The 25,296-nt window shown below is 63.5% G+C and carries 26 protein-coding genes and 1 tRNA gene; 12 read left to right on the plus strand and 15 right to left on the minus strand.

Features of this window, described 5'->3' with window-relative positions; translation table 11 throughout:
* Positions 1-100: 100 nt before the first annotated feature.
* The 3 genes from rpsA to aroA all read right to left on the minus strand — a co-directional run bounded on the left by rpsA (position 101) and on the right by aroA (position 4,049).
* Positions 101-1,807 (minus strand): 30S ribosomal protein S1, encoded by a 1,707-nt coding sequence (gene rpsA / locus EAV90_RS01390; protein WP_162500044.1) that lies wholly within the window; start codon positions 1,805-1,807, stop codon positions 101-103.
* Positions 1,808-2,076: 269 nt separating this feature from the next.
* Positions 2,077-2,715, minus strand: a complete 639-nt coding sequence (cmk, locus tag EAV90_RS01395; protein ID WP_129142370.1) for a (d)CMP kinase — start codon at positions 2,713-2,715, stop codon at positions 2,077-2,079.
* Positions 2,712-4,049 carry a 3-phosphoshikimate 1-carboxyvinyltransferase gene (aroA, locus tag EAV90_RS01400; RefSeq protein WP_129142371.1) on the minus strand — a complete coding sequence of 446 codons (1,338 nt, stop codon included), beginning with the start codon at positions 4,047-4,049 and terminating at the stop codon, positions 2,712-2,714. The genes cmk and aroA overlap by 4 nt, the downstream gene beginning before the upstream one ends.
* 158 nt (positions 4,050-4,207) lie before the next feature.
* Here aroA and EAV90_RS01405 point away from each other — a divergent pair, with 158 nt between their 5' ends.
* The 3 genes from EAV90_RS01405 (at position 4,208) to EAV90_RS01415 (ending at position 5,223) form a co-directional block, all read left to right on the plus strand.
* On the plus strand, positions 4,208-4,612 hold the full coding sequence (locus tag EAV90_RS01405) for a TIGR02300 family protein (RefSeq protein WP_122400173.1): 405 nt from the start codon (positions 4,208-4,210) through the stop codon (positions 4,610-4,612).
* Positions 4,613-4,708: 96 nt separating this feature from the next.
* Positions 4,709-4,784: transfer RNA gene (locus EAV90_RS01410), tRNA-Ala, on the plus strand.
* A 202-nt stretch (positions 4,785-4,986) separates the two neighbouring features.
* Complete coding sequence (locus EAV90_RS01415) at positions 4,987-5,223, plus strand: GIY-YIG nuclease family protein (RefSeq protein ID WP_122406301.1); 237 nt, start codon at positions 4,987-4,989, stop codon at positions 5,221-5,223.
* 3 nt (positions 5,224-5,226) lie between these two features.
* Here the strand turns inward: EAV90_RS01415 and EAV90_RS01420 are convergent, their stop codons facing one another.
* Entirely contained in the window at positions 5,227-5,688 is a 462-nt protein-coding gene (locus EAV90_RS01420; protein WP_122400174.1) for a MarR family winged helix-turn-helix transcriptional regulator, read from the minus strand.
* A 156-nt stretch (positions 5,689-5,844) separates the two neighbouring features.
* Here EAV90_RS01420 and EAV90_RS01425 point away from each other — a divergent pair, with 156 nt between their 5' ends.
* The 9 genes from EAV90_RS01425 to EAV90_RS01465 all read left to right on the plus strand — a co-directional run bounded on the left by EAV90_RS01425 (position 5,845) and on the right by EAV90_RS01465 (position 13,581).
* On the plus strand, positions 5,845-6,270 hold the full coding sequence (locus tag EAV90_RS01425; RefSeq protein ID WP_018645071.1) for an organic hydroperoxide resistance protein: 426 nt from the start codon (positions 5,845-5,847) through the stop codon (positions 6,268-6,270).
* Between the two features lie 175 nt (positions 6,271-6,445).
* Positions 6,446-7,648: a CaiB/BaiF CoA transferase family protein gene (locus EAV90_RS01430; RefSeq protein WP_129142372.1), complete on the plus strand. Its 1,203-nt coding sequence runs from the start codon at positions 6,446-6,448 to the stop codon at positions 7,646-7,648.
* 220 nt (positions 7,649-7,868) lie between these two features.
* Positions 7,869-9,185 carry a sn-glycerol-3-phosphate ABC transporter substrate-binding protein UgpB gene (ugpB, locus tag EAV90_RS01435; RefSeq protein ID WP_122400176.1) on the plus strand — a complete coding sequence of 439 codons (1,317 nt, stop codon included), beginning with the start codon at positions 7,869-7,871 and terminating at the stop codon, positions 9,183-9,185.
* Positions 9,186-9,236: 51 nt separating this feature from the next.
* Positions 9,237-10,118, plus strand: coding sequence for a sn-glycerol-3-phosphate ABC transporter permease UgpA (gene ugpA / locus EAV90_RS01440; RefSeq protein WP_122400177.1), 882 nt, complete (start codon positions 9,237-9,239; stop codon positions 10,116-10,118).
* Complete coding sequence (gene ugpE, locus EAV90_RS01445) at positions 10,118-10,966, plus strand: sn-glycerol-3-phosphate ABC transporter permease UgpE (RefSeq protein ID WP_122400178.1); 849 nt, start codon at positions 10,118-10,120, stop codon at positions 10,964-10,966. Before ugpA ends, ugpE begins: the two co-directional genes overlap by 1 nt.
* Positions 10,967-10,972: 6 nt before the next feature.
* Entirely contained in the window at positions 10,973-12,061 is a 1,089-nt protein-coding gene (locus EAV90_RS01450; RefSeq protein WP_122400179.1) for a sn-glycerol-3-phosphate import ATP-binding protein UgpC, read from the plus strand.
* Between the two features lie 341 nt (positions 12,062-12,402).
* Complete coding sequence (locus EAV90_RS01455) at positions 12,403-12,828, plus strand: Hsp20 family protein (protein WP_122400180.1); 426 nt, start codon at positions 12,403-12,405, stop codon at positions 12,826-12,828.
* 50 nt (positions 12,829-12,878) lie between these two features.
* Positions 12,879-13,151, plus strand: coding sequence for a BQ00720 family protein (locus tag EAV90_RS01460; protein WP_035704148.1), 273 nt, complete (start codon positions 12,879-12,881; stop codon positions 13,149-13,151).
* Positions 13,152-13,272: 121 nt separating this feature from the next.
* Positions 13,273-13,581 carry a type II toxin-antitoxin system Phd/YefM family antitoxin gene (locus EAV90_RS01465; protein ID WP_129142373.1) on the plus strand — a complete coding sequence of 103 codons (309 nt, stop codon included), beginning with the start codon at positions 13,273-13,275 and terminating at the stop codon, positions 13,579-13,581.
* Positions 13,582-13,789: 208 nt separating this feature from the next.
* On the opposite strand, the gene EAV90_RS01475 is transcribed toward EAV90_RS01465, so the two are convergent.
* From EAV90_RS01475 to EAV90_RS01525, 11 genes are all read right to left on the minus strand, one after another.
* Positions 13,790-14,812, minus strand: a complete 1,023-nt coding sequence (locus EAV90_RS01475; RefSeq protein ID WP_129142374.1) for a glycoside hydrolase family 5 protein — start codon at positions 14,810-14,812, stop codon at positions 13,790-13,792.
* Between the two features lie 14 nt (positions 14,813-14,826).
* On the minus strand, positions 14,827-16,119 hold the full coding sequence (locus EAV90_RS01480) for an O-antigen ligase family protein (RefSeq protein ID WP_129142392.1): 1,293 nt from the start codon (positions 16,117-16,119) through the stop codon (positions 14,827-14,829).
* A 421-nt stretch (positions 16,120-16,540) separates the two neighbouring features.
* Entirely contained in the window at positions 16,541-16,954 is a 414-nt protein-coding gene (locus EAV90_RS01485) for a winged helix-turn-helix domain-containing protein (RefSeq protein WP_129142375.1), read from the minus strand.
* Positions 16,955-17,157: 203 nt separating this feature from the next.
* Complete coding sequence (ptsN, locus tag EAV90_RS01490; protein WP_008141251.1) at positions 17,158-17,619, minus strand: PTS IIA-like nitrogen regulatory protein PtsN; 462 nt, start codon at positions 17,617-17,619, stop codon at positions 17,158-17,160.
* 218 nt (positions 17,620-17,837) lie between these two features.
* Positions 17,838-18,443 (minus strand): ribosome hibernation-promoting factor, HPF/YfiA family, encoded by a 606-nt coding sequence (hpf, locus tag EAV90_RS01495; protein WP_122400186.1) that lies wholly within the window; start codon positions 18,441-18,443, stop codon positions 17,838-17,840.
* Between the two features lie 81 nt (positions 18,444-18,524).
* Complete coding sequence (rpoN, locus tag EAV90_RS01500; RefSeq protein WP_129142376.1) at positions 18,525-20,156, minus strand: RNA polymerase factor sigma-54; 1,632 nt, start codon at positions 20,154-20,156, stop codon at positions 18,525-18,527.
* A gap of 90 nt (positions 20,157-20,246) precedes the next feature.
* Positions 20,247-21,257: an LPS export ABC transporter ATP-binding protein gene (gene lptB, locus EAV90_RS01505; RefSeq protein ID WP_129142377.1), complete on the minus strand. Its 1,011-nt coding sequence runs from the start codon at positions 21,255-21,257 to the stop codon at positions 20,247-20,249.
* Positions 21,258-21,479: 222 nt separating this feature from the next.
* Positions 21,480-22,187, minus strand: coding sequence for an LptA/OstA family protein (locus tag EAV90_RS01510; RefSeq protein WP_162500045.1), 708 nt, complete (start codon positions 22,185-22,187; stop codon positions 21,480-21,482).
* Positions 22,188-22,192: 5 nt separating this feature from the next.
* A complete protein-coding gene (gene lptC, locus EAV90_RS01515; RefSeq protein ID WP_122400190.1) occupies positions 22,193-22,924 on the minus strand; it encodes an LPS export ABC transporter periplasmic protein LptC in 732 nt (243 codons plus the stop codon).
* 142 nt (positions 22,925-23,066) lie between these two features.
* Positions 23,067-23,681, minus strand: a complete 615-nt coding sequence (locus EAV90_RS01520; protein ID WP_122400191.1) for a ribonuclease D — start codon at positions 23,679-23,681, stop codon at positions 23,067-23,069.
* A gap of 148 nt (positions 23,682-23,829) precedes the next feature.
* Entirely contained in the window at positions 23,830-25,296 is a 1,467-nt protein-coding gene (locus EAV90_RS01525; protein ID WP_245163292.1) for a glycosyltransferase family protein, read from the minus strand.

Genomic DNA, 25,296 nt, shown 5'->3' on the forward strand with positions numbered 1-25,296 from the left:
GAGCCCTGGTAGATGGGGTAACGGGCAATACGGCCGCCAAGCCAAACAAAAAAGCCCCGGCTCGCGCCGGGGCTTCGATGCAGCGAAACGAACGTTTCGCTTACTTGTTCTCGCGGTTCTTGAGCGCGGTGCCCAGGATGTCGCCGAGCGTCGCACCCGAATCGGAAGAGCCGTACTGCGCGATGGCTTCCTTCTCTTCGGCGACTTCGAGCGCCTTGATCGACACCTGGACCTTGCGGGCCTTCTTGTCGAACTGGATCACGCGGGCATCGACCTTTTCGCCGACAGCGAAGCGTTCGGCGCGCTGGTCGTTGCGGTCACGCGCGAGCTCGGAGCGCTTGATGAAGGTGGTGAAGTCGGTACCGGCGATCTTCACCTCGATGCCGCTCTCCTTCACTTCGAGCACTTCGCAGGTCACGACCGCGCCCTTCTTGACATCGCCCGGCTCGGCAAAGGGGTCGCCTTCGAGCTGCTTGATGCCGAGCGAGATGCGCTCCTTCTCGACGTCCACATCGAGCACCACGGCCTTCACCATGTCGCCCTTCTTGTAGTTGTCGATCACCTGCTCGCCCGGAAGCTTCCAGTCGAGGTCGGAGAGGTGGACCATGCCATCGACGTCGCCCTCGAGGCCCAGGAACAGACCGAACTCGGTCTTGTTCTTGACCTCGCCCTCGACCACCGAACCGGTCGGGTGCTTCTCGACGAAGACCTCCCAGGGGTTGCGCATGGTCTGCTTGAGGCCGAGCGAGATGCGGCGCTTGACGGAATCGACTTCCAGCACCTGCACGTCGACTTCCTGCGAGGTCGAGACGATCTTGCCGGGATGCATGTTCTTCTTGGTCCACGACATCTCGGAGACGTGGATCAGGCCTTCGATGCCCGGCTCGAGCTCGACGAACGCACCGTAGTCGGTAATGTTGGTGACGCGGCCGGTGAAGCGGGCACCCAGCGGGTACTTGGCTTCGATGCCCTGCCACGGGTCGTCCAGCAGCTGCTTCATGCCCAGCGAGATGCGGTGCGTCTCGTGGTTGATCTTGATGATCTTGACCTTCACGGTCTGGCCGATCGAGAGCACCTCGGTCGGATGGTTGACGCGGCGCCATGCGATGTCGGTGACGTGCAGCAGGCCGTCGATGCCGCCGAGGTCAACGAACGCACCGTAATCGGTGATGTTCTTGACCACGCCGTCGATGACCTGACCCTCTTCGAGGTTCTGCACCAGCTCCTGGCGCTGCTCGGCGCGGGTCTCTTCCAGCACCGTGCGGCGGGACACGACGATGTTGCCGCGGCGGCGGTCCATCTTGAGGATCTGGAACGGCTGCGAGTTGTTCATCAGCGGCGCAACGTCGCGGATCGGACGGATGTCGACCTGCGAGCGCGGCAGGAACGCCACGGCACCGTCGAGGTCGACGGTGAAGCCGCCCTTGACCTGGTTGAAGATGACGCCGTTGACCTTCTCGTTGTTCTGGAACGCCTTCTCGAGCTTGCCCCAGCTCTCTTCGCGACGCGCCTTGTCGCGCGACAGCACGGCTTCGCCGAGGGCGTTTTCGATGCGATCGAGGAACACTTCCACCTCGTCGCCGACCTTGAGGTCGCTCTCACGGCCGGGGCCCGAAAATTCGCGCAAGGCAACGCGGCCCTCGGTCTTCAGGCCGACGTCGATGACGGCCATGTCCTTTTCAATTGCAACCACCTTGCCCTTGACGACGGAGCTTTCCTGCAGGTTGCCGCCTGCGAAGGACTCGTCGAGCATCGCGGCGAAATCGTCGCGCGAGGGGCTATAGGTATCAGCAGAAGTCGAAGCCATTTGTTCTCCAGTTGCGGATGTCTTGCCGGCCGTTGGGTTCATGGGCGCATCGCACACGCAGTGTCGGAAGGTCCGCAAAACCTTCGAGCGACCGCTCGCTGCTCCGGCTTTGCAGCGGAACAGCGGAGGCGGGCCGGCTGAGGCCCGCGCGTTCGATACGTGGAAATCTTTGTCCGGAGCCTGGATCGCGCCGGCCCCGAAACGAGGGGACCGAAGATATCGACATCAAAGAGACGGGAGCGGGCGCTTCCTCCAATGACGGCTGCGGCTTAACCCCGCGACCGGCCCGCTCGGACGGCCTCGATAATGTCGATGGCGGCCCGGACGCCGCCTTCTATATCCAGTTGGGAGTTATCTAGCAAGTAAGCATCCGGGGCCGGTCTTAAAGGCGCAACCGGCCGGTTCTTGTCGCGTTCGTCGCGCTGGATGATGTCCGCGAGCACGGCCGCCTCATCGGCCTCTTCCCCCCTCGCCCTGGCCTCCATGGTCCGGCGATGGGCGCGGACCTTGGGATCGGCGACGACGAATATCTTCACGTCGGCATGGGGGCAGATCACGGTTCCAATGTCCCGGCCATCGAGCACGGCGCCGGGCGGATCGGCAGCGAATTGCCGCTGGAAATTGACCAGGACCTCGCGGACCCGCGAGATCGCCGAGACGATCGAGGCGCCCTCGCCGACCTTCTGGGTCTTCAGCACCGGATTGCCGAACTTTTCGGGATCGAGCTCCAGCGCCGCCGCCACCGCCGCCGCTTCATCGCGGAGATCGTGACCGGACTGCATCAGCTCGTAAGCCACGGCGCGATAGATGACCCCGGTATCGAGATGACGATAGCCGTAATGGTGGGCGAGGCGCTTGCCGAGCGTCCCCTTGCCCGAGGCTGCGGGCCCGTCGATGGCGATGATCATGAAAACTCGGCCCCTAGCGAACGCATCATCGGAATGAAGTCCGGGAAACTGGTGGCGATGAAGGCGGTGTCGTCGACGGTCACCGGCTGATCGGAGGCACAGCCCATCACCAGCGCGGACATCGCGATGCGATGGTCCATGTGGGTGGCGACAGTGCCGCCGCCGGGGACATGGCCGCGGCCCTCGACGATAAGATCGTCGCCGGAGACCCCGACCTTGACGCCGTTGACGCGGAGCATGGCGGCGGTGGCCTCCAGGCGGTCGGATTCCTTGACGCGCAGCTCCTGCAGGCCGCGCATGATCGTCGTGCCTTCGGCGAAGGACGCCGCCACTGCCAGCACCAGATATTCGTCGATCATCGACGGCGCGCGCTCCGGCGGCACCTCGACGCCGCGCAGCTTTGACGCGCGCACGCGCAGGCGCGCCATCGGCTCGCCGGCATCGCCGCGCACTTCACGCTCCTCGATGAAGGCGCCCATTTCGCGTAGCGTCGTGAACAGGCCTGTGCGCAGCGGATTGGTCATGACGTCGGACAGCACGATGTCGGAGCCCTCGACGATCAGCGCCGCGACGATTGGGAAGGCGGCCGATGAGGGGTCGGCGGGCACGACGACATTGGCGCCATGCAGCTCGGGCTGACCCACCAGCGTGATGCGGCGGCCGTGCTGACCTTCCTGCACCGAGGTGATGTCCGCGCCAAAATGCTTCAGCATCAGCTCGGTGTGGTCGCGGCTGGCCTCGGTCTCGATCACGGTCGTGGTGCCCGGCGCAGCCAGGCCTGCCAGCAGCACGGCCGACTTGATCTGGGCGGAGGCGACCGGGGTCTTGTACGTGATCGGAAGCGGATCGCGCGCGCCCTGGAGGGTCAGCGGCAGACGCCCGCCCTCTCCGCCGGAGACGACCTTCGCACCCATCTTTTCGAGCGGATCGAGGATCCGGCGCATGGGGCGGCTGCGCAGCGAGGCGTCGCCGTCGAACACCGCCGAGATCGGGCAGCCGGCAACGGCGCCCATGACGAGGCGGCAGCCGGTGCCGGAGTTGCCGAAATCCAGCGGCGCCTTGGGCTGGGCAAATCCCCCGACTCCGACCCCGTTTACCTTCCAGGCGAAATCTCCGGTCCGTTCGACGCTGGCACCGAGTGCCTGCATGGATTTGGCGGTGTTGAGGACGTCCTCGCCCTCCAAGAGGCCCGAAATCCTGGTCTCGCCGACCGCGAGCGCACCCAGGATGAGGGCACGATGGGAGATCGACTTGTCGCCGGGCACCCGTACTTTCCCGGTCAGGGCACCGCTGGCGCGAGACTGGAGCGGCCTCGGTTGGTCGGAATGGGTCAAGATTGTGTCCTTGAATAGGCCCTATGGGGCTGGGCGCACCTACCACATGGTCCGAGCCCCGTCACGAGCATGTCTTTCTCTCGTAATGCGCTATTGACAGCCGGCCGCCAACTAGCCAAGTGAAGCACCGCTTTTCAGACATTCCCAGGATTCCTGCCGTGGCCAAGTCCGAACTCGGAACCAAACGTATTTGCCCGACCACGGGCAAGAAGTTCTATGACCTCAACAAGAATCCGGTGATCTCGCCCTACACCGGCGAGGTGGTGCCGATTGCGCCGATTGCGCCCGCGCGCGCACGGGGCGGCGATACCCGCAACATGGCCCAGGACACCGCGCCGGAGCCGGCCGAGGCCGAGGAGTTGGTCTCGCTCGAGGAGGCCGATGCCGAGGAGAGCACCGGCAAGGTCAAGGCTGTCGTGCCCGAATCCGAGGACGATATCGAGGTCGATGAGACCCTCGACGACGACGATGACGATGATTCGACCTTCATTGCCGACGAGGAAGAGGGCGATGAGGACGTGACAGACATCATTGGTGATGTCGGAGGTGATGAAGAGACTTGAGATCAGCCCTGATCTGTGAAAAAGGGTGCACCGCGCGAGTCGCCAAGGGCTCGCCGGTCCGGGGGATCAACCAGGTTCACCCCGGTTAAGGACTAAGGGGCCATAGCTCAGCTGGGAGAGCGCTTGCATGGCATGCAAGAGGTCGGCGGTTCGATCCCGCCTGGCTCCACCAGCCTTCGCTGGCTTCGCCGGCTTCGGCTCGGCAAGCCCTATCGTAGCGAGGGCTGCCGCGGCGTAGCCCGAAGAGCGAAGCCGGGCTTTATTCGCAAGCCTTCAGTTCGCGAGCTTCGGCTCCGCAAGCGCTTCATGGCGAAGCCAGGCTTTTGCAGGACAAAAGCGGGTGTAAGCTCTCCTCGACAACTGAGGAGTGTGCCGTGAAGTACGTCTACATCCTTGAGAGCCTTAATTCCCTTCATTTCCACGTCGGGATCACCGATGATCTGCGCGCCCGACTGACAAAGCACAATGCTGGCGAGGTGCCTCACACCTCGAAGTATGGGCCTTGGCGTCTCAAGACTTACATCGCGTTTAGCAACGAGAAGCAGGCCATCGCATTCGAGAAGCACCTGAAGTCGGCACCCGGCCGCGCCTTCGCCAAGAAGCGCCTCTAACCCCTAATCCCCGATCACCGCATTCAGCCGATCGCGCAGCGCGACGATCTCGTCTTTCATGGCGACCAGCTCCGGCACCGAGCAGTCCGTCGCCGCCAGAATCGACTGCGGCACGCTGCGCGCCTTCTCCCTCAGCGCATGGCCCTGCGGCGTCAGCGCGATCAGCACCTGACGCTCGTCCTCGCTCGAGCGGGTGCGCTTGACGAGATGGGCGGCCTCGAGCCGCTTGAGCAGCGGCGTCAGCGTGCCCGAATCCAGGAACAGCTTCTCGCCGATCTCCTTGACCGGCACGTCGTCGCGCTCCCACAGCACCAGCATCACCAGATATTGCGGGTAGGTCAGGCCGAGCCGGTCGAGCAGCGGCTTGTAGACGCGGTTGAAGGCGTGCGCGGCGGAATAGACCGCGAAGCAGATCTGGTTGTCGAGCCGCAGCGGCGCGTCCGCTGCCGATGGTTTCCGGGCCATGGGAATCTCATGAGGATAGCCCCATTGTGGGACCGCGCGGCACGACATTCAATTGCGAACAATTAAATGTGAGGCCTGACAATTTCAATTGCACACAATCTAATTGCCTGCAATAAAAGATCGCACCCCAACCCGGAAAGACCCGAGGAGACGAAAATGTCCGTGAACGTCCTCTACAAGACCAGCGCCAAGGCGACCGGCGGCCGCGACGGCCATGCCGCCACCCTCGACGGCGCGCTCGACGTCAAGCTCACCACGCCGAAGGAGCTCGGCGGCGGGGGCGGCGCCGGCAACAATCCCGAGCAGCTGTTCGCTGCCGGCTATGCCGCCTGTTTCATCGGCGCGATGAAATTCGTGGCCTCGCAGGGCGGCCCCAAGGTTCCCGCCGACGCCTCCGTCACCTCGACCGTCGGCATCGGCCCGCGCTCCGAAGGCGGCTTCGGCCTCGACATCGATCTCGCCGTCTCGCTGCCGGGCCTTGCCCGCGCGGAGGCCGAGGCGCTGGTCGCGAAAGCGCACCAGGTGTGCCCGTACTCCAATGCCACGCGCGGCAATGTCGACGTTCGCCTGACGGTCGTCTGATCGAAAGGGCGGATGGGCTGGCCCGGGATCCCCTCGGGCCGGCCGCTTCCGTTGATTTCCCACATCGCGGGATTGCGCGGCGGCGGTGCATGCGGCCCTACGTGCGGCGCCATTGCGGGCGCAAAAAAACCTCGCTAGGCCTGTGATCAAACGTCGATACAGGAGAAGCGAAGGCATGACTGAAGCGGCAACGGGTGCCATGAGCGGACTGCGCGTCATCGATCTCACGCGCGTGCTCGGAGGTCCCTACTGCACCCAGATCCTCGCCGACCACGGCGCCGACGTCATCAAGGTCGAGCCGCCCGCGGGCGACGAGGTGCGCGAATGGGGCCCTCCCTTCCATGAGGAAGACGCGGCCTATTTCGTCGGCATCAACCGCAACAAGCGCTCGATCGGCCTCGACCTCGCCTCCGAGGGCGGCCGCGTCGTGCTGCTGAAGATGCTGGAGACGGCCGACGTCCTGATCGAGAATTTCAAGCCGGGCACACTGGAGAAATGGGGCATCGGCAACGAGGTGTTGCGCGAAAGATTTCCGCGCCTCGTGCATTGCCGGATCTGCGGCTTCGGTGCCGACGGCCCGCGTGGCGGCAATCCGGGCTATGACGCCATCGTCCAGGCCATGACCGGCATGATCGCGGCGACCGGATCGCCCGAGAGCGGGCCGATGCGGATCGGCGTGCCCTTGGTCGACATCACCACGGGACTTTATGCGGCGATCGGCATCCTGATGGCGCTGTCGGAGCGGCAGCGTTCGGGCAAGGGCCAGTTCCTGGAGACGACGCTGTACGAGACCGGGCTTGCCATCATGCATCCGCACACCGCGAATTATTTCATGCATGGCAAGCCGCCTGGTCTCACCGGCAACGAGCATCCCAACCTCGTGCCTTACGCGATCTTCCCTACCAAGACCGACGACATCTTCATCGGCGTCGGCAATGACGGCACCTTCCGCAAGCTGGCGAAAGAGATCGGCAAACCCGAGCTCGGCACCGACCCGCGCTTTGCCCGCAACAAGGACCGCATCGCCAATCGCGAGGCGCTGCGCGCCGAGCTTGCCGCAGTGTTCAGTCAGCACGAGGCCGAGCCGCTGTGCAATCGCCTGCTCGCGGCCGGCCTGCCCGCAGGTCCGGTGCAGAAGATCGATCAGGCGTTGACGAATCCGCACACGATCTACCGCGGCGATATCATCGAGAAGGACTGGTACAAGGGCGTGGCCTCGCCGATCCGGCTCGACCGCAGCAAGCCGAGCCTGCGGCGCGTGCCGCCGAAATTCAGCCAGCACGCCGCGGAGGTGCTGGGTGAGTTCGGCTACTCCAGGGCCGAGATCGACGCGATGGTCGAGAAGGGCACCGTTTGCGGTCCCGAGCGCAAGCGCTAGCGACCACCTCCTCCGTCAACGAATGATGCCGCAGTGCGGCGCGGGCACGATAATGCACCGCGAACGGACGAGGCTGCCCGATCCGTCTTCGCCTATTTGACGACTTCCCATTTGGCAGCGCTTGCTGCTTTCGTTTCTCCCGCTTACACAGTCATGTGAACGTCATATGGCGCTGCTAGCGCAAGCGCTTCTTTAGTGACGGGCAAGGGAGGTTTTCTTGATGGCTCTTCGACATATTGGCGCGGCTGCTGCTGTTGCACTCACGGTTGGTCTCGGCTCCTCGCCGGCACTCGCCGTGACCGAAATCCAGTGGTGGCACGCGATGACCGGCGCCAACAACGACGTCATCGTCAAGCTCGCCAACGATTTCAACGCCGCGCAGAGCGACTACAAGGTGATCCCGACCTACAAGGGCAACTACGCCGACACGATGAACGCCGGCATCGCCGCGTTCCGCGCCGGCAACGCGCCGCACATCATGCAGGTGTTCGAGGTCGGCACCGCCACCATGATGGCCGCGACCGGCGCCGTGAAGCCGGTGTACAAGCTGATGGCCGAGACCGGCGAGAAGTTCGATCCGAAGGCCTATCTGCCCGCGATCACCGGCTATTACTCGACCTCGAAGGGCGAGATGCTGTCCTTCCCCTTCAACTCGTCGTCGACGGTGATGTGGGTCAACCTCGATGAGCTGAAAAAGGCCAATGTCGCGATTCCGAAGACCTGGCCCGAAGTGTTCGACGCCGCCAAGAAGCTGAAGGCGGCCGGCCACGCCACCTGCGGCTTTTCCAACTCCTGGGTCACCTGGGTCAATCTCGAGCAACTCTCCGCCTGGCACAACGTGCCGTTGTCGACGAAGGCCAACGGGCTCGACGGCTTCGACACCGTGCTGGAGTTCAACGGACCTCTCCAGGTCAAGCATCTCGAAAACCTGGTCGAGCTCCAGAAGGACAAGACCTACGACTATGCCGGCCGCACCAACACCGGCGAGGGCCGCTTCACGTCGGGCGAATGCCCGCTCTACCTGACCTCGTCGGCGTTCTTCGGCAACGTCAAGGCGCAGGCCAAGTTCGCCTTCACCGCGGTGCCGATGCCCTATTATCCCGACGTCAAGGGCGCGCCGCAGAACTCGATCATCGGCGGTGCCTCGCTCTGGGTGATGGGCGGCAAGTCGGCTGACGAATACAAGGGCGTCGCAAAATTCCTGACCTTCCTCTCGGATACCGATCGCCAGGTCTACATCCACAAGGCTTCGGGCTATCTGCCGATCACCAAGGCGGCGTATGAGAAGGCGAAGGCGGAAGGCTTCTACAAGGACCAGCCGTATCTGGAGACGCCGCTGCTCGAGCTGACCAACAAGGAGCCGACCGAGAATTCGCGCGGCCTGCGCCTCGGCAACATGGTGCAGCTCCGTGACGTCTGGGCGGAAGAGATCGAGCAGGCGCTGGCGGGCAAGAAGACCGCCAAGCAGGCGCTGGATGCGGCCGTCGAGCGCGGCAACACCATGCTGCGCCAGTTCGAAAAGACCGCCGTGAAGTAAGGCGACGAGCGGCAGGCCGGTCAACCCGGCCTGCCGCCCCCCGCGGGCATCATGCAAAAGCAAGCCATTTTCCAATCCAAGCTATTGCCTTATGCGCTGGTTGCGCCGCAGCTCGCGATCGTCCTGATTTTCTTCTACTGGCCGGCCTTGCAGGCGCTGATCCAGTCCTTCCTGCTCCAGGACGCCTTCGGCCTGTCGAGCAGCTTCGTCTGGTTCGACAACTATCTCGAGCTGTTCAGGGAGCGCGCCTATTTCGAGGCGATCGTCCGCACCTTCTTCTTCTCGTTCGCCATCGCGGTGTCGTCGCTGTCGTTTGCGCTGCTGCTCGCCGTGATGGCGGACAAGCCGCTGCGCGGCTCGCTGCTCTACCGGACGCTGCTGATCTGGCCCTATGCGGTGGCGCCGCCGGTCGTCGGCGTGCTCTGGATCTTCATGCTGCATCCCTCGCTCGGCGTGCTCTCGCGGTATTTGCGCGCCCTCGGCATCGACTGGAATCCGCTGCTCGACGGCGACCAGGCCGCAGCGCTGATCATCCTCGCCGCCGCCTGGAAGCAGATCTCCTACAACTTCCTGTTCTTCCTCGCCGGCCTGCAGAGCATCCCGAGAAGCGTGCTCGAGGCTGCCGCGATCGACGGCGCGCGCCCGATGCGCAGGTTCTGGACCGTGACCTTCCCGCTGCTGTCGCCGACCATCTTCTTCCTCTTGGTCGTCAACATCGTCTACGCCTTCTTCGACACGTTCGGCATCATCGACACCATGACCCGCGGCGGTCCCGGCAAGTCGACGGAAACGCTGGTCTACAAGGTCTATTCCGACGGCCTGCTCGGCGGCAATCTCGGCAGCTCGGCGGCGCAGTCGGTGATCCTGATGATCATGGTGATCGTGCTGACGGGCATCCAGTTCCGCTTCGTCGAACGCAAGGTGACCTACTGATGGTCGAGGAAGAAGGCTTTCGGCGCTACGTCGCGCATGTCATCCTCTGGATCGGGATCGCGATCGTCGCCTTCCCCGTCTACATCGCGATCGTCGCCTCGACCCAGGACAACGCGCTGATCGCGAACGGGCAGATGTCGCTGCTGCCCGGCGGCCACTTCTTCGAGACTTACTATCAGACCATCTTCGTCGGCACGAGCGGCTCGACCCGCGAGCCCGTCGGCAACATGATGCTGAACTCGCTGATAACGGCGCTGCTGATCGCGGTCGGCAAGATCGCGATCTCGATCATCTCGGCCTATGCGATCGTGTATTTCCGCTTCCCGTTCCGGATGCCGATCTTCTGGCTCATCTTCATCACGTTGATGCTGCCGGTCGAGGTGCGCATCTATCCGACCTACAAGATCGTCGCCGATCTGCATATGCTCGACAGCTATGCCGGCCTGTCGCTGCCGCTGATCGCATCGGCCACCGCGACGCTGCTGTTCCGCCAGTTCTTCATGACGGTGCCGGACGAATTGCTGGAGGCCTCGCGCATCGACGGCGCAGGTCCCTTGCGCTTCTTCTGGGATACGCTGCTGCCGCTGTCGCGCACCAACATGGCCGCGCTGTTCGTGATCCTGTTCATCCTCGGCTGGAATCAATATCTCTGGCCGCTCTTGATCACCACGCGCGACGACATGCAGACGATCCAGATCGGCATCCGCAAGATGATCACCACCACCGACGCGCTGACCGAATGGCCGATCGTGATGGCAACCGCCGTGCTCGCCATGCTGCCGCCGGTGTTCGTCGTCGTCGTGATGCAGAAGCTATTCGTGCGCGGCCTCGTCGAGACGGAGAAGTAGAGATTTATGGCTAACGTCACCCTGCGCAACGTCCGCAAGACCTACACCGGCGGCTTCGAGGCCATCAAAGGCGTCAACGTCGATGTCGGCGACGGACAGTTCTGCGTGCTGGTCGGACCAAGCGGCTGCGGCAAGTCCACGCTGCTGCGCATGGTCGCAGGGCTCGAGACCGTCACCGGCGGCGAGATCGACATCGGCGGGCGCGTCGTCAACCAGATCGAGCCCGCCGACCGCGACATCGCGATGGTGTTCCAGAACTACGCGCTCTATCCGCATATGAGCGTGTACAACAACATGGCCTATGGCTTGCGCAACCGCGGCATGGCGGAAGCCGAGATCAAGACGCGCGTCGAGGAAGCCGCGCGCGTGCTCGAATTGTCCGCCATGCTGGAGCGCAAGCCGCGCCAGCTCTCCGGCGGCCAGCGCCAGCGCGTCGCCATGGGCCGCGCCATCGTGCGCCAGCCGAAAGTGTTTCTGTTCGACGAGCCGCTCTCCAACCTCGATGCCAAGCTGCGCATCGCGATGCGGGTCGAGATCCGCAAATTGCAGCGCCGGCTCAACACGACGTCGATCTACGTCACCCACGACCAGCTCGAGGCGATGACGCTCGCCGACATTCTCGTCGTGATGAACGGCGGCCAGGTCGAGCAGGTCGGCAACCCGCTGGCGATCTACGAGAAGCCGGCGACCACCTTCGTCGCCTCCTTCATCGGCGCGCCGCCGATGAATCTGATGTCGACCCGGCCCGAGGAGATCCGGTCGCAGCTCGCCGGCAGTGCTGCGGCCGACGCCGGCATCCTCGGCATCCGCCCGGAGGATTTCGTCATCACCGACGAGACGCCCGCCGGCGGCGTCGCCCTGCCGCTCACCGTGGAGGCGATCGAGCGCGTCGGCGCCGAAACCTTCGTCTACGGCTCGCGCCAGCAGGAAGACCAGCGCGTCGCCGCCACGCCAGGCGAACTGCCGCCCGGCGAAGTCATCGTCCGCATTCCCGGAACCGAAGCCCCCGCCATCGGCGCGAAAATCCGCGTCGCGGCGGTGCAGAGCAAGCTGCATTTGTTCAGCGGCGACGGGCGGAAGCGGATCGAGGCCTGACGGGTTCCGAAAGGAGTCCGATCAAAACCGTGAAAACAACCCCATGCACAGTAGAAGGGGCTTTGTTTTCGTTGGGGAAATTCGGCGGCAGATTCGTCATGCCCGGGCTTGTCACGGGCATCCACATTCTTGGTGCCGCGAGGAAGGTCGTGGATGGCCGCGACGAGCCCGGCCATGACGCCTAATGCGATGCTCTGGGCCTGACGATGGTGGCGTCGGCCCATCCACAGGCCCCGGCTACGTCCTTGAACCCACACATGGATATGCCCATATTGCTGACCAAGGGGTGCCTTGACGGGCCCTGAAACACCAAAGTCGCTTCTGCGAGGACTTTGTAAACTATGTCTCGTGTTCCAACGCTCTCCAGTCCCTTCCTGCTGGGCTTCGACGAGATCGAGCGCGTGCTCGACCGCGTCGTCAAAGGCGCCGACGGCTACCCTCCCTACAATATCGAGAGGTGTGACCGCACGGACGGCCAGCCCGAGCGTTTGCGCATCACGCTGGCGGTTGCCGGATTCACGCGCGACCAACTCGATGTAACCATTGAGGAAAACCAGCTCGTGATCCGCGGGCGGCAGCAGGACGAAAAGACCCGGCAATACATCCATCGCGGCATCGCCGCGCGCCACTTCCAGCGCACCTTCGTGCTGGCTGAGGGGATGCTGGTGCTGGGTGCGGATCTGAAGAACGGGCTGTTGTCGATCGATCTGGCCCGGCCTGAACCGGAGCGGATCGTTAAGACAATCGCTATCAATGAGCACGAATAATGGAACGAGTAGCGGACTCGACCGCTTAGTGTTCCAGAGGAGTCGAGACCATGAGTGAAGGTCACGTTGCGTTCGAATACGAAGCCAAGAACGTCTCTCCGGAGACGCTAGCGACCCTGGGCGAAGGCCATATCGCCTATGTGAAGCAGATCCGCTCCGAGGACGTGCCGGACCTGTTCCCCGAGGCGCCCAAGATTGCGCCGGGTCTCAAGCTGTTCGCGCTCCACGCCGCCGACGGCACGCCGATCATGTTGACCGACAGCCGCGAAGCCGCAATCGCCAACGCCTGGAGCAACGAGCTGCAAGCGGTGAGCGTGCACTGAGCACGCGCGTCGCAGGAATAGAGTTTTGACGGGCATGCCTTCGCACGAAGGCGTGCCCGTTTCACTTTGACGACGAATTCGGATACTCTAAAATCTGGTTGATCCGACCAGAAAGCGCAACATGGCGGCAAAGCCCCCCTCTTCAAAGCCCCCCTCTTCGAAGAAGGGTCTTCAATCGAGACGATGGAGCCTTCAGGATGCGAAAACGCATCTGAGCCACATCGTCAGAGAGGCCCAACGCTCTGGACCACAGCGCGTGACGCCGCACGGGAAGGACGCCGCGGTGATTGTCGCGGCAGAGGAATTTGACCGCCTTCAGCGGCCCGTAAGCGGCCGCGATATCGCTGTCGCCCTTGCCAAGTCTCCATTGGGCGACCTGGAGTTCGAACGCCTGACGATCAAGTCCAAGGTTCGGGACGTCGAGCTTTGAGGGGATGGCTGCTCGATACCAAACGTGGTTTCGGAACTACGCAGGCCGAAACCCAATCCTGATGAGCCAATTTTGCCGCCACACGTTCGGACAACCGGATTTGTTCATCGCGTCCATCGCCGCTTCACAGGACCTGATCGTGGTTACACGCGATGTCGACGAATTCGTCGAGGCGCGCGTCCGGCTCAGGTCGCGAAAGTTTCAAACTTCAACGCCCCGCCGGGATCAGCGCCCGCATGATGTCCGGCTTCCAGCTTTGACGCGCGCTGTCGAAGGCGGCGAAATCATGGTCGAACTGCCAATAGGCCCATGCCCAGCCAAGCCGCTCCGCACCTCGCGCTATGAACGATAGGTATCTCGTCCGAGCTTCGGCTGGAGCGGCCTCGTACACGCCGAACTCGCCGAGATAGATTGGGCGCTTTTCCCGCTCGGACCAGATACGCACCTTCTCGAAATCGGCGAGAGCCTTCCGTTCGTCCTCCGGGGTGCCCCAATCAAGTGGCCCTACTCGCGAAAACGTTTCGGACCACGGTGCGCCCTGATGCGTGAAACGGATCGGCGCGTAATAATGAAACGTGACGATGAGGTTTCGGTCATCTGACGGCAGGACCAGGTCCTCGACAGGGATGTCATCGATGTTGAGAACCGCAGCGATCACTGCCCGCCGGGGATTGGTGGCGCGGATGATGCCGAGACACTCATTCAGAAGGGCGTTCCAGGCGGCAGACGTCATCTGCCCGCCCGGCTCGTTGAGAACCTCGAAGACAAGCCTCGGATATTTTCCGGCATAGCGCGCGGCGATTTGCGTCCAGAACGCTTTCAGCTTCTCGGCGCATCCGGACACGTCGCGCTGGCAAACACCGGTATCGTGTTCGTCGAGGACGGGGATGAGATTCCGGGCGAGCACTTCCTCGATAACGGCATTGAGCCGGCGCAAGACGATGTCATCCAGCAAATTCCCGGGGCCCATGAACTTGAAGGCAAAGAAATTGATCCGAACGTGCGAGAACCCGGCGTTTCTGATCGCAGTGAGGTTGTCCAGGCGGAATGGCGCGTTCCGGCCGCCTTCCCAGATACCGTCGTAGCCGAGGATGTTGATGCCGCGCCCCAATCTCGGGGGCGCAGGCGCGGTGCCCTGCCCGGCTGCCTCGGCGTGACGGCAGATCGCAAGCACGGATATCGCCAAGGCGAGACCCAAAGTGACCGGCCAGCGGGCGCAGATGGCCTTCATCCTGCTTGCCCCCATCATTGCTGCAGGGGTTGCTGCGGCACCGGCCTGCACACTGCGAAGAAGAATGCGACGAGAAGCACCGACGTGAACATCGTCGAGCGAAGCAACATCGTCTCGGTGAAATTCGATTGAAAGCTCAGGACGACGAATCCGATGATGAGCGCGCAGTGGCAACGATCGATCGAGCGAGTGGCGATCAAATACAGGACCTTTTCCGAGAACAGATAGACGCTCGCAACGAACAGAACGTATCCCAGAAATCCGGTTTCAATCGCCACCGCGACGTAACCGCTGTGATAATTGTCGAGCACCCAGCCATGGTTCTGATTGAAATAGTCGTAAATCGAAGGCCGCGTCCAGAATCCGTTGATGCCGAAGCCCAGCAGCGGCGCGTCGTTGAAATGGCTGATGGCGTACTGCCAAATGAAGGTCCGCTCGGTGAAATCGATGGTCGATTCGCCGATACGGATGGAATCGTACCCCGTCACATAGAAATACAGCATCAGCAGGGCGGCCAGGATGCACATGATGAACGGCAGCACCGCGTAGACTCTCATGCAGCGGATCGACCACATCGAAGTCACGAGCAGTCCGCCCGCGGCAAGCGCAACGGCACCGGCACCACGAGATCCCGAGGCGATGACGCAGGTCGATGCCAGGAGAAAGGTCGAGAGGAAAGCGATCCACCCCTGGCCCGTCATCTTCTGATAACAGGCGAAAAACATCAGATAGGCGCTGATGAAGCCGAGCGTCTGCTTCGATTCATATATTCCCTGCCACTGGCCATTGTGCATCCAGCTCTGGTCAACGCCGATCTCGGGCACGAAGACCGCACACAGGGCCGAGGCGGCGACCAGGATGAAGAGCCCCAGCGCCGTCGATCCGACGATCTCGTCGATGTCGATACGCGTGATGAGGCAGTAAGCACCGAAGGTCGTCACCACAAGTGCCGCGCTCTTCATGATCGCTGCGGTGGCGAGGCTGGTCCAGAGAACGGAAACGGCAGCGAGAGTATAGAATGCGACCAGCGCGATGAGATCGGGATTGGGCTGCACGCGCACGCGTGGACGCACGAAGACGCTGGCGTAGATCAGGATGACCCACATCAAGAGCGCGAGGGCCTGTTGCACATAGCTCCACTCTGCGGGGAGCAATGCCGGGTGGAAAACGCCCATCGACGCGATCACGTTGACGGTGATCGAGATGCGGATCACGTTTCTGGCAAGCGTTTCCACGCCGGCGCCGGGCGCTTTCCAGATCGCGCTGTCGTATGCCTCGGAATCCGCTACGGTGTGCAGGCTGGCCATGAGCCGACCTTCCGAAAGCACGGTTAATATTTCCCTTAAGGTTGCATCGCGACCCCTTCGCGCGGTCGGCGGCCTCAGGGCAAACCTTCGGCGAAGGTCATATCGCCGATGTGAAGCAGATCCCAGCCACGATGGATTCGAGACCGACAGGAGGCTTGCAGCCTTGTGAAGGCGCGCTTCGAGTCGTTCGTCCGCGGGTGTGCCGAGACCGGTGGAGGCGTCAATAAGGGCCTGCGACAGCGCTCCGATCACATCCGTCGAGACCCTGCTCGCTTCGGCCGTGAACGAGCCGGCGTCAGCCATGTCGAGCTGGAGCCGGAAGGCTTTCACGATTCGCCTTGAAGGCATTTCCCGCAAAGTGGCGGCACAATCGAGATGCTCGTCGCCAGCGAGAAAGCTCATCTGCAGGACGTAGCGCGCGTCAGCGGCGGCGGAGCGCCAGTCCTCGGCAACCAACGACCTTGCGACCAACGCCGGCGGCGATCTTGTCGCGGAGCTGGGCGACCAGGGACGAGGCCTGCTGGCTGAAGGGATGCCCCTGAGGTCCGAAAGCCGGGCCAATGACCAGGAATCCGCCGACCGCCGCCGAAGACGATGCGGCGATCCAGACATAGCCCTCGCCATATTGTGTGGCGATGTACTTTGGCGATTTGGCGCTGTCGCCAAGCTTGGTCCGCAGCCTGTTCACCAGAAAGTCGATGTTGCGGTCGGATATGTCGGATTCCGAAGCAACCTCATCGAGCAGACGGCCGCGGCGCGTGAGGCGGATGCGGATTCCGGGTGAGGGCGAGCAACAGCGCGCGCTCGTTTCTGGTGAACTTGATCGTCTGCCCATTGCGGCGCGAACAGGCACGTCTCGTCGAGGATCAGATCTCCGAAGCGGAGATCTGGCACTTTGTTCACTCCTGCCCCCTTAAGGCCAGTCAAGCGCCGATCAGAGACAGGTATCCTCGTGAACGGCCCTGCCGCAAGCCTTGCATGGAGTCGCCGAAAATGCCGCGGCAGTTGGACGCGATAACGACGGCTTGGCGCGGAGCTTTACGCCGCAGTCGCGGGCGGCAGAGCGAGCACCGAATAGATCGCCTGGGCGTCGCGCGAGGCGCGGAGCTTCTTGGCGATGTCCTGATCGCGCAGGAGACGAGCGATGCGAGCGAGCGCCTTGAGGTGATCGGCGCCGGCGCCTTCGGGGGCGAGCAGCAGGAAGACCAGGTCGACCGGCTGGCCGTCCATCGCCTCGAAATCGATCGGGCGATCGAGCCGCGCGAACAGGCCAAAGATCTTTTCCAGCTTGGGCAGCTTGCCGTGGGGAATGGCGACGCCATAGCCGACCGCGGTGGTGCCGAGCTTCTCCCGCTGCAGCAGCACCTCGAATACCGAGCGCTCGTTCTGCCCGGTCAGCTCGGCGGCCTTGGCTGCGAGCTCCTGCAGGGCCTGCTTCTTGCTGTTGACCTTCAATGCCGGGAGAATCGCCTCGGGTGCGACCAGATCGGTAATCGGCATGGAGGGTTTCCGAGGTGAATTAAACCGTCAGGTTCCGAATTGGCCAGCTTGATAGACCAAACTGAGCCGGCGTCAATAACATGAAGCAGGAGGCGGACTTAGCCCCGGTTCAGATGTGGGGGGCTTCTACTCCAACGCAATCCCGGTGCCAACTCCCGCATGCGGCTTTGCCCCCGTCATTGTTAAGGGGCCGGAATGCTACGGGCCCCGTCCCAGGCCTAACCATCCGACCGGCCGTCGACCTTCGCACCCGGCGGGTCAATCCAGCCCACATTGCCGTCCGCCCGGCGGTAAATGATGTTCACCCGGCCGGACGAACCATGCTGGAACACCAGGCAGGGTGCCCCGCTGAGGTCGAGTTCCATGACAGCTTCGCTGACCGAGAGCCGCTTCAGCGCCGTGGTTTGCTCCGCAATGATGACGGGGCTGTAGCCGGTGACTTCCTCTTCACCCTCCCCAGGCGCTTCCAGCACATAGCTGGTGGCATCGAGCGCAGCCATCGCCTCGGAGGCGGCATGGGCCTTGCGGGCGGAGCGGTCCTTGAGCCGGTTCTTGTAGCGACGCAGCCGCTTCTCGATCATCAGCAGCGCCTGGTCAGCGCTGGCATAAGCATCCGGCGCGTTCGAATCGGCCTCCAGCGTAATTCCCGAATCGAGATGCAGGGCGCAATCGGTGCGGAAACCGAAGCCGTCCTTGCTCAGCGTGATGTGGCCGGAATAGTTGCCGTCGAAATATTTGCGCAGCACCTCGTCGGTTCGGTCGGCGACGCGACCGCGCAGGGCCTCGCCGACGCTGATGCTCTTTCCCGAGATTCTGAGAGTCATGTGATGCCTCGCTTGGTTGGTGCCCAGCTTGGATCGGTCTCGATGGGGAATCGAGAGTAGCGCGATTTCGCTCCGGCGCAATCAGGCCAGTTCGGGGTTGCGGGAGCGATCGGACAAGGCGGTGGAGAGGACGTTACCAAGAGCGCTCTGCTTGTCGCGGCGGCGTTGCACCGAGGAGGGTATGCGCATGGCTTCGCGGTACTTCGCGACCGTGCGGCGGGCAATATCAATGCCCGAGGCGCGCAAGCGTTCCACGATGGTGTCATCCGACAGGATCGCGGAGGGCTCCTCCGAATCGATCAGCTGCTTGATGTGGTGACGCACGGCTTCCGCCGAATGCGCCTCACCGCCGTCGGCCGAGGCGATCGAGGCCGTGAAGAAATATTTCAGCTCGAACGTGCCGCGGTTGGTCGCCATATATTTGTTGGCGGTGACGCGCGACACCGTGGATTCATGCATCTGGATGGCATCAGCGACGGCCTTCAGATTGAGCGGCCGCAGGTGCGCGACGCCATGGGTGAAGAAGCCGTCCTGCTGGCGCACGATCTCGGTTGCAACCTTCAGGATGGTGCGGGCGCGCTGGTCGAGCGCGCGCACGAGCCAGGTCGCGTTCTGCAGCGCGTCGGTGAAATACGACTTGTCGCCGTCCTTGCCGATCTTCTTCGACAGCTCGGAATAGTAGGTCTGGTTGACCAGCACGCGCGGCAAGGTGTCGCTATTGAGCTCGACATGCCAGCCGCCGTCGGGGCCCGGACGGACATAGACATCGGGCACCATGGTCTGCAGGCGCGCCGAGCCGAACTTCATGCCCGGCTTGGGATTGAGGCGGCGGATCTCGCCGATCATGTCGGCGATGTCCTCGTCGTCGACGCCGCAGATCTTGCGCAAGGCAACGATGTCACGCTTGGCCAAGAGATCGAGATGCTCGACCAGGGCCTGCATCGCGGGGTCGTAGCGGTCGAGCTCGCGCAGCTGGATCGCCAGGCATTCGCTCAACGACCGCGCGCAGACGCCGGGCGGGTCGAATTTTTGCAGCACGGCAAGGACGTCCTCGACCTCCTGCTGCGTTGCGCCGAGACGCTCGGCGGCCTGGCCGAGATCGGGCGGCAGATAGCCGGCCTCGTCGACGAGATCGATCAGGTACTGGCCGATCAGGCGCTGGGCGGGGGCGGTGAAGGCGACCGAGAGCTGCTCGGTGAGATGATCCGACAACGTTGTCTCGGCCGCGACAAAAGCTTCGAGATTGTAGTCTTCGTCACCCGAGGCGCCGCCGCCCCATTCGGTATAGGTGGTCGGCACGGCATCCTGGGCGTTGCGCGCCGCAGCCTCGGCCGGCTCCTCGGAGAAGACGTTGTCGAGGCCGGTGTCCAGGGTCTGCTCGATCTCGGCGCGGGTGCCGAGATCCTTGCTCATCCATTCTTCCTGGCCCGGCTCGAAGGCCTCGCCGCTGCCGCCGAAGCCGTCGTCGCCAACACCGTCACCTTGACCACCGGAATCGTTGCCATCGCCGTACTGGCCGGCCTCGGCCGAGGCCTCGCCCGCGGGGGCCTCGTCATTGGCCCGCTCCAGGAGGGGGTTACGCTCAAGCTCCTCTTCCACGAAGGTGGTGAGATCGAGATTGGACAATTGCAGCAGCTTGATCGCCTGCATCAGCTGCGGCGTCATGACCAGCGACTGCGATTGCCGGAACTCTAATCTCTGCGTGAGCGCCATGAAGCAAGAACCGTTCCCAAAAATTGGTCCGATTTTTGCTTATCCTAGTCCGAGCCCGATGTACACGTCTTGACGGATTGGAAAAAAGGGCTAGAGGCGGAACTCCTCGCCAAGGTAAAGGCGGCGCACGTCCGGATCAGCAACGATCTCATCCGGCGTCCCCTCGGTCAAGATTTCCCCGGCATAGACGATATAGGCGCGATCGGTGAGACCGAGCGTCTCGCGGACATTGTGGTCGGTGATGAGCACGCCGATGCCGCGATTGGTGAGATGGCGGACGAGGTCCTGGATGTCGCCGACGGCGATCGGGTCGATGCCGGCGAAGGGCTCGTCGAGCAGCATGTAGTTCGGCCGCGTCGCCAGCGCGCGTGCGATCTCGACGCGGCGGCGTTCGCCGCCGGACAGCGCGATCGACGGCGATTTGCGCAGGCGCGTGATGTTGAACTCGTCGAGCAACGAATCGAGCTGCTGCTCGCGTTTCTTGCGCGAGGGCTCGACCACTTCGAGCACGGCGCGGATGTTCTGCTCGACGGTGAGGCCGCGGAAGATCGAGGCTTCCTGCGGCAGGTAGCCGATGCCGAGCCGCGCGCGCTGATACATCGGCAGCTTCGTCACATCATGGCCGTCGAGCTCGATCGCGCCGCGGTCGGCCTTGATCAGGCCGGTGATCATGTAGAACACGGTGGTCTTGCCGGCGCCGTTCGGGCCGAGCAGGCCGACCGCTTCGCCTCGGCGCACATAGATGCTGACGCCGCGCACCACCTGGCGGCTGCCGAAGGCTTTTTCCACATTATGCACAGCCAGGAAGCCGGGCCGCTTCAGCAGCTGCGGCCCGCCTGCGCCATTGGATTTGCTGGCGGCCCTGACCGGGTGGACCGGCTGCGGCCGCGGCGGCTCGACTTGATAGTCGGCCTGGTAGTCCGCCTGGAACTGGTCGGGCGCACGCATCGGCTGCTCCCGGGTGATCGGCGGCGCGTCCCTGACAGGACTGGCCATGAGGCCGCCGACGCTGTCACCGAGTGCGGTAATGTCCTGACGCGCAAATCCAGGCCGGCCACGTTTGGCGGGGCGCCGACGGAACATGCTGAAGAGATCGACCATCCCCGCCTTCTAGCCTTGCGCGTTTCGTGCGCGAAATTCGCGTGATCTGCCACGCCAGCCAGACCGATTCGCTGACGCAGCATGAGTGAAGGGATGTCTCATGCCCAGTGAAACACGCCCGAAAAGCGGCGAACCCCGCTTCGAAAGCCCTGCGCGCTAGATACAGTCTCGCCGCGCAGGCTTCAACCTCGGATCGGGAGCACCCGAGCCAAGTGATTGAATTTACTTTTGTTTGCTTGCGCCGGGCAGCTGCAAGGGCGGCGCCGCGCCGGATTTGCCGCCCTGGCCGCAATCATTGCTGCCACCCTGCGGCATCAGGACCTGGACTCCCCGTCCGCTGTCAGATTCCACGCGCGACACGCCGGTGGTCATATCGACGGTCAGGCGGTCGCCGCGCATGACGTTCTTGCACTGGGTCAGGACCACCTGGCCCGAGCCGCCGAGCATGGTGATGAGATTGGTCCGGGTGTCGAAGATGGCAGTCTCGCCTGTCACCACCTGGTCCTTCTGGGTGACCACGACATTGCCGCGTGCCTCCAACCGCTTGATCGAGGAGCTGCCGCTCGGTCCTGGCGTCGCCGACTGCATCGGCGCCGATTTCGCGCCCTTCGCCGGTGCGGGCTGCGGCGTGGCCGGCTTGTCGCCGCCCGAATCGTAAAACACCACGAGCGTCTTCGAGGTCATGGTGGTGTCGCCCTGCACGACCTTCACATTGCCGGCGAAGGTCGCCTCCTTCTTCTTGTCGCGCATTTCCAGCGACGCGGCCTCGATCTGGATCGGCTGATCGCGGTTCTGCGAAAAGCCCTGCATCGCGTTGGGCACGCCTTGCATCGCGCCCTGCGCGATGGCCGCACCCGTGACGAGCAGCGCGAGGCCGACGGCGAGCGCGGCCTTGCCGACGACAGCGTTGCGCGAAAAACGGTTCATCATGAAAATCACTTTGAATTGGCAGGCTTGTTCTGAGGCGTGCGTGTCTTCGCCGGCGCGGGCTCGGATGGAACGGGCTGGGCGGCAGCGGGCTCGTCCAGCTTGTCCAGATGCATCACCACATTGCCCTCGAAGCGGATGACGTCACCGCCTTCGGTAATTCGCAGGCGATCCGCGCTCAGCGTGCCATTGGTCAGCTTGACGTCGACGCGCTCGTCCGAGGTGACCGTGCCCTTGCCCATGTCGACGAAGGCCGAGTTCAGCCGCGCCTCATAGCCGGTCGAGGTGCGCAGGAAGATGTCCTCGTGCAGATCGAGCTGCTGCTGCTTATTGTCGAAGCGGCCGGTGCGGGCGTCGAGGAACAAGGTCGATTGATCCTCCATCAGCACCTTCGCCCGCAAATCCGAGAGATCGACATGATCGGGGTCGGTGATGTCCTGTGTCGCGGTCTTGGCCCAGAGCTCGTAAGGCCGCTGGTCCGGCGTGTAACCGGCGAGGTGCGGCGTCTCCATCGTGATCCTGGTGCCGGATACCACCATATTTCCGGAATCGAGCGGCAGCTTCGGCATCAGCATGCGGAACGGATTGAAGATCGAGACGCCGACGATGGCAGCCATGGACAGCAGCACCGCACCCGGTACCGCGATGCGCAGAATCCGCACCAGGCGGCTGTGGCGCGCCGCGCTGGCGAACTTCGCCGCAAGCGCGGCGTCGTAGGTGGGATTCTGGGCCGAATTCACCTGGGCTCCTACTTACCTCGGCTCCTGACTATCGCTCGGCCCCATTCTATCCGGCGCCGCCCAAATATGCAGCCGGCGACAGGCCGTTACGAAAGTGTCCGAAACGGGGCGGCAACCCCTGGCCAATCGCAGCGAGAGCCCCTTAGGAATGCGCGAAAATGTCCTCTTCCGCCCAGCCCTGGAGGTCGAGAAGAGCGCGAGTCGGCAGGAAATCGAAACAAGCCTGCGCCAGCGCGGCGCGGCCTTCCCGGACCAGCATGGCGTCGAGCCGCTCGCGCAAGGCATGCAGATGCAGCACGTCGGAGGCGGCGTAGGCGAGCTGCGGCTCGCTGAGGCTGTCGGAACCCCAGTCGCTGGACTGCTGCTGCTTGGAGAGGTCGATGTTGAGCACCTCGCGCACGAGGTCCTTGAGGCCGTGGCGGTCGGTATAGGTGCGGGTCAGGCGGGAGGCAATCTTGGTGCAATAGATCGGTCCGGTCATGACGCCGAAGGTCTGGTACAGGACCGCGATATCGAACCGCGCGAAGTGGAAGATTTTCGTGACCGCCGGATTGGCCAAAAGCGCCTTCAGGTTCGGCGCGTCGGTGTGCCCCTTGGGGATCTGCACCACGTCGGCGCTGCCGTCACCGGGCGAGAGCTGCACCACGCAGAGCCGGTCACGGTGCGGGTTCAGCCCCATGGTCTCGGTATCGATCGCCACCGCTCCGGTGTAGCGGGACAGGTCGGGCAGGTCGCCGCGGTGCAGGCGTACGGTCATGGCGGGTCAAAACCTCGGGTCGAATCGGTGCATTTTGCAGGCTAGAGCACGATCCGGAGAGTGCGAAGCGGTTTTCCGACGAGACCATGCGAACCGGCCGCGGCCGCGTTTATCTGCTGGCGGCGGACCGCGCAAGCGTCAGTCGCAGTCAGTCATTGAGACGCACCAGGACGTCGTTGATCCCGAAGGGGCCGGTCGTGAACGCATCGCAAGCGCCACGCCGGACGAAGACGCAGGTGTTGATGTCATGGCTCGCGAGGGCACAGGTTCGCTTGGAAAAGTCCGGGGGCAGTTCTCCGGCCAGCGACGCCGGGGCGATGATGCGGTTGAATTCGCGTTGGTGCTTTTGCACCAGCGCCGAAAGCTGTCCATTGACCAGAGGATCGTCCTGATAGAAGGAATAGACCGGACGACCGATCGCGAGTTGCCCGCGGCCCGGCAGGAACGGGTCGTGCATGCCGTACAGGGCGAGACCGCAGAATTCCGGATCGACGTCAAGGTCCGTCGCCAATTTCGCCTCGGCCGTGCCGAGCATCCAGTTGTGGCGCATGGTGTAGGTCGCGCCTGACAATCCCAGCGACAGCAGCACCCAACCCGCGCAGACGACGGGAAGGCCCCAGTGCCGCCACCCAGGGCGTTGGCGCATCAACTGGACCCAATCCGCCGAGCCAAGCGCCGCAGCGATGATCAGCAAGGGGATCGACAGGAAGATGAAGCGATATTCCTTGTGCGCGATCATGCTGTGAAATGCGACGTTCACGATCGCCGCGACGATCAGCAGCGGGGCATGTTGCCAGCCACGCCGGAGCGCCATCAGCATCAGCAGCGTCGCTCCCGACCACAGGATAGACATCAGCTGGATGTAAGCCATCGGCGGCGCGACGCCGAATTCCGACGCCCTGTCATGCAGGAGATTTTGCTGAATGTTGAGGACGAGCCACGCGAACGGAATCGAGCCGTTGGCGAGGTCGACGCCAGCCGCGACCGCCAGAGCGGCGCATCCGCCGGCAATCAGGGCAATTGCGTTGCGCAGATCCCGCCAGCAGGCGCCCAGCACGAACACGGCGCAGGCCGGCGCATATTGGAAGCGCCAGACGAAAGCGAGCCCGAGCAATGCGCCGCCGGCAAAGAGGCGGTTGCGCGAGGGTTCTCCGGTCAGCAGCAAGGCTGCCGGCAGGATGAGGGCCGTCGTCAGCGGTTCGCTCAGCGTGTGAGGCGCGAAATAGACGAGCTCGAACCAGACCGCGGCGGCAAGCGCCGCGACGATGGCATGCGCGCGCGAGATCCGCGCGCCGAAATGCCAGGCGGTTGCGACGATCGACAGCGACGCAAGGCTGACGAGCAGGCGAGGCGCGACGAAGGCACCCCAGCCGCCGGGTGCAAGCCAGTCGCCCAGCGCGACCGGGCCTGCGAACAAGGTCGGCAAGAACCAGCTTCGAATGCCGTCACGCCATTCCCAGGTGACGACGCCCTGATGACCGAGCAGGCGCCAGGCCGGCTCCAGATATTGATAGATCTCGTCGTTGTGATTGATGTTCGGCCAGAAGGCGAGCGGCAGCCGGATGGCCGCGGCGACCAGCAGCAACGCACACAGGACGCCGTATCGCGCTGCCAA

This window comes from Bradyrhizobium vignae (assembly GCF_004114425.1).
Lineage (GTDB): Bacteria > Pseudomonadota > Alphaproteobacteria > Rhizobiales > Xanthobacteraceae > Bradyrhizobium > Bradyrhizobium vignae.